Annotated in this window: 4 protein-coding genes and 1 riboswitch; all 4 genes read right to left on the bottom strand. The window is 63.1% G+C overall.

The features are described from left to right. Window positions 1-137 precede the first annotated feature (137 nt). Complete coding sequence (locus GY725_07225; protein ID MCP4003970.1) at window positions 138-752, bottom strand: lytic transglycosylase domain-containing protein; 615 nt, start codon at window positions 750-752, stop codon at window positions 138-140. Between the two features lie 11 nt (window positions 753-763). Continuing rightward, window positions 764-850, bottom strand: a riboswitch (cyclic di-GMP riboswitch). 182 nt (window positions 851-1,032) lie between these two features. Continuing rightward, the gene (gene gmd / locus GY725_07220; protein ID MCP4003969.1) at window positions 1,033-2,073 is read right to left on the bottom strand and encodes a GDP-mannose 4,6-dehydratase; all 1,041 of its coding nucleotides are present in this window, start codon (window positions 2,071-2,073) and stop codon (window positions 1,033-1,035) included. 128 nt (window positions 2,074-2,201) lie between these two features. Next, window positions 2,202-4,151 (bottom strand): pyrroloquinoline quinone-dependent dehydrogenase, encoded by a 1,950-nt coding sequence (locus GY725_07215; protein MCP4003968.1) that lies wholly within the window; start codon window positions 4,149-4,151, stop codon window positions 2,202-2,204. A 23-nt stretch (window positions 4,152-4,174) separates the two neighbouring features. Beyond that, window positions 4,175-4,457, bottom strand: a 283-nt coding sequence (locus GY725_07210; protein ID MCP4003967.1) for a TlpA family protein disulfide reductase, incomplete at its 5' end; no start/stop codon positions are given.

Raw genomic sequence — 4,457 nt, 5'->3', positions numbered from 1 at the left:
GAGCGAGAAGCGGGAATCGCCGCCTGAGCAAGAAGCGTGATCCGATCGCAGATCCGTAGATCTGCAGAGGGTCGCGCGACGCAGCGCAGGCGGATGCATCGCGCTTCGCAGCCGCAGCCTCCCTGTGCAGAGGTTCCCTAGATGTTCAACGCCCAGCCGCGCGGCGGTCGACGGTAGGCCGATTGCACGCGCCGGATGTACTCCTGGGGCAGCTTCTCACCCCTGCGCAGACGAGTTGCAATCGCCGTGGGACCCCAGTTGTACGCGGCTAGCGCCGTGTCGACGTCATCGAAACGATCGACGAGCTGACGCAGATAACTCACACCGAGTCGTACATTGGATACAGGGTCGAAAAGGGTGCCGGGCCCCTTCCAGTCGACACCCAGGCGCGGCGCTATCGACTCGGCCGTCGTCGGCAGGAGTTGCATGAGCCCCATCGCTCCTACGCTCGACATGGCGTAGTTGTAGCCACTGCTCTCGACGTGGATCACGGCCAGTACGAAACCCGGCTGAAATCCCACCCGCCTGGACTCCGCGACGATCGCCTGTGCGACGGGCTCGATCTTCTCGGGTTTCAAGCCCGTGTGGCGACTGCGCAGGGCCGTCGCTACTGCGAGCACTTCCGGATCGAGATCCGATTCTATCGCCGCCTCGATCAGGGCGGAATCTTCTGCAAGGCCAATGAGGTCGAACGATACGCAGCCGAGCAATACGACGATGGCCAACGCCATGAATCGATGTGATGCAGCCATGGATCACTCCTTTCGGCGGCCGTTCGACCCGCTCGGTCTCCCGAGATGGGGCACTGGCTCTGCGTCACCGGTTTCCACCGGGTTTGCTCTTCTCGAGAAGCGAGATTCGGTTTCCGTAGACGACACCTGGAAAGCCATTCCGAAAGAACTCGGACGGGCGCTCCAGAAAGCTTATTTTTCGTCGTCCGTTGGCGACAACTTGAGCCATACACGACATCCGTGCGCAGACGCGACGCAGTTCTGCGCATTAGAATGCGGGGCAAAGGCCGAAATCAGCTTCTCAGGGTTTCGCGTAGAGATCGAGATCAGCCTTCATGAGCAGTTGCACCAGTTCGCCGAAGCTCACGCGTGGCTGCCAACCGAATACCTCTCGAGCCTTGCTGGGATCCCCCAGGAGCAGGTCGACTTCGGCTGGGCGGTAGAAGCGCTCGGAAATATCGATCAGTACCCGTCCCGATTTGCTTTCGCGGCCCACTTCATCGGTGCCCTCGCCTTCCCACTCGATCTCCCAATCAAGCGTTCCCGCAGCCAGTTCGATGAACTCGCGCACTGTATGGGTTTCGCCGGTCGCGATCACGAAATCATCCGGCTCGTCCTGCTGCAACATCATCCACATGGCTTCGACGAAATCCCGCGCGTAGCCCCAGTCGCGCTTGGAGTCGATGTTGCCCATGGTCAGCTTGTCTTGCAGGCCTGCCTTGATGCGGGAAAGGCCGATCGTGACCTTGCGGGGTGCGAAGTTCTCACCTCGTCGCGGCGACTCGTGATTGAACAGAATGCCGTTGCTCGCGTGCATACCGTACGCTTCGCGGTAGTTGCGCACGATCCAGTAGCCGTACAGCTTCGCGACGCCGTACGGGGACCGAGGATGGAACGGTGTGGTCTCGGTCTGCGGAATCTCCTCGACCTTGCCGAAGAGCTCTGACGTCGAGGCCTGGTAGAAGCGACAGTCCAGACGATTGGAGCGAATCGCCTCCAGGAGTCTCAGCACTCCATTGGCGTCGACATCGCAGGTGTACTCCGGCTGCTGAAACGACACCGCTACATGAGACTGCGCAGCCAGATTGTAGACCTCGGTCGGGCGCGTCTCGGCGATGATGCGATTGATGCTACTGGAGTCTCCGAGATCCCCGTAGTGCAGTTCGTATACATGGCCTTCGCGGATCGCGCGCCCGCGCGACTCATCGATGCGCGAGCGATTCAGCTGAGACGTCCGACGGGCGATCCCGTGGACGTCATAGCCCTTCTCAAGCAGAAGCTCCGCCAGATACGATCCGTCCTGACCCGTGATTCCGGTGATGAGCGCGACCTTTCGGCTCATTGTTCCTCCCGGCAACCGACATCGGTGCGGACCAGAGCATACTGGTAGTCGAAGATCGGGGCTAGCAGTCCCGTGTGGCGGATCCGTCGCGAGTGGCGTCTAGCCCTGATCCGCCGGTCGGGAAGCCGTCAGTCCGGAAGCGCGAAGGCCATCAACGCGTCGCCCGGCTCCGACCAGCCATGGCCACCGGCCGCAATCAGCACGTACTGCTTTCCATCCGGCCGCAGGCGGTAGGTGATCGGATTTGAATTCGCGGTGAAGGGAAGACGCTGAGTCCAGATCTCCTCACCCGAGCGCACGTCGAATGCGCGCAGAAACTTGTCCGTGGTGGCGCCGATGAAGAGAAGACCCCCGGCCGTCGCGAGAGGCCCTCCCAGGTTCGGGGCCCCCAGGCTCAGCCACATCGGGAAGGGAGCCTGATCACGGGTGGTGCCGAGGGCGACTTCCCAGAGGACTTCCCCCTTCACCAGATCGACGGCTGTGAGCGTTCCCCAGGGCGGTGCGTTGCACGGCGCGTCGAAAGGCGAAAGCAGTGGGAAGCGCGAGAGCGCATACGGCGTGCCCTTCATGGGATAGAGTTCGGCCGGGTAGGTCGAAGTCTTGTCGGGCATGGCGTCGTATTCCGCCCGCGGAATCAGCTTGATCACCGCGGGCATGCGCGTCTGGTTCACGAACAGAACGCCGGAACCATCGATTGCGACCCCGCCCCAGTTCGCACCACCTGCCGATCCGGGAAACTGGATCGAGCCTTCGAGAGTGGGTGGGGTAAAGATCCCGTCGTGTCTGTACCGGGCGATGATCTCCGCACACTTGCCCTGGTCGTAAGACGTGAACCCCCAGGCGTCTTCGGGCCCGAAGCTGGACGGGTGCAGCGCTGGAACGTGGGTCGGAAACGGCTGGGTGGGCGAGAGCGTCTCCAACGGCACACCGTTCTGTGGCACGGGTCGCTCCTCGATCGGAAACAGGGGCTCGCCGGTCTCGCGGTGCAAGATGAAGACATGCCCCATCTTGGTGGATTGCACGACGACCGGGATCGGCCCGTCCGGCCCGGGGAAGTCCCAGAGCGTGGGCTGGGAAGGTGTGTCGTAATCCCATAGATCGTGATGCACGTACTGGCGTCGCCACACGACCTGACCGGTAGAAGCGCGCAAGGCCACGGTCGCACTCGAGTAGTAGTCGAGACCGCCCCGATTGCCCGCAAAATAGTCGGGAGCTGCATTGCCCGTCGGGATGAAGATCAGATCGCGTTCAGCGTCTGCGGACATGATCGACCAGACGTTTGCCGTTCCAGGCCGATAGCCTTCGGCGTCGGCGGGACGCTCACTTCCGGGCGGCACCGGATCCCAGGCCCAGGCGAGCCGGCCGCTGCGCACATCGAACGCGCGAACGACACCGCTGGGTGCGTCCGCACGCAGATTGTCGGACACGAGTGCGCCTACCACGACCAGATCGCCCACCACCAGCGGTGGAGCGGTCACGTAGTACTCCCAGGGCTCGCCGTCGACACCTTCGCGAAGTTCGACGCGACCGTGCGTACCGAAGTCCTCGCACGGCTTGCCGTTCGCTGCGTCGATGGCGATCAGTTGCGAATCGACGGTCGCCGTCAGGATGCGCGAACTGCACGGCGCCGGATCGTCGTTCCCGGGCCAGTGCGCAACCCCGCGGCACACTCGCGGATAGGGTCCCCTGAGCTTCGTCAGGCGTTGCTCGGGATCGAACGCCCAGCGCTCGGCACCCGTCTCGGCGTCGATCGCGATCACACGGTTGTAACCGGTACAGACGACGAGTGTGTCGTCGACCAGGATCGGCGCCACGTTGTAGCTCGTGCGAGTCGTTCCGTCGCTGCCATCGGAGATGTCACCGTGTTTGTGCACCCACGCGAGTTCCAGATCCGTCACGTTCGCGGCAGTCACCTGGGTGAGCGGCGAATACTGGAGTCCGCCGGCATCGCCACCGAAAGCATCCCATCCAGCCACGGGACCGGAATAGTCGATCGCTTCGGGTCCGCCGCATCCGATCAGGACCAGCGCGATCAGGACCAGCCCGAAAGCTCCGAGGCAGCGGCGAACCGAGCGAATCACTCGCACCGTCGGCCGCGGGATCACTCGGAAGATGTCTTCGCCGAGGCCCGCTTCAGGTAACGCAGGAATGCCTGAGCCTCAGGCGTGTCCCAGCTGGCCCGGCCTTTCACGACGCCGATCATGCGACCTTGCGGATCGAGCACGTAGCTGGTCGGCACGCCGTCGATTCCGAGCACCGCCGCAAGCGTGCCCTCGCGATCGTGGAATACCCGCAGGTTTGCCAGGTTGCGCTTCTTCAGATAGGCGCGCACATCGGCACTGGAGCGATCGTCCTGCGCGAGTGCGACGACCAGGATGTCCTCT

This window comes from bacterium, assembly GCA_024226335.1.
Taxonomy (GTDB): domain Bacteria; phylum Myxococcota_A; class UBA9160; order SZUA-336; family SZUA-336; genus JAAELY01.
The sequence above is the reverse complement of the archived record's forward strand: the minus strand, read 5'-3'. Positions and strand labels throughout refer to the sequence as shown.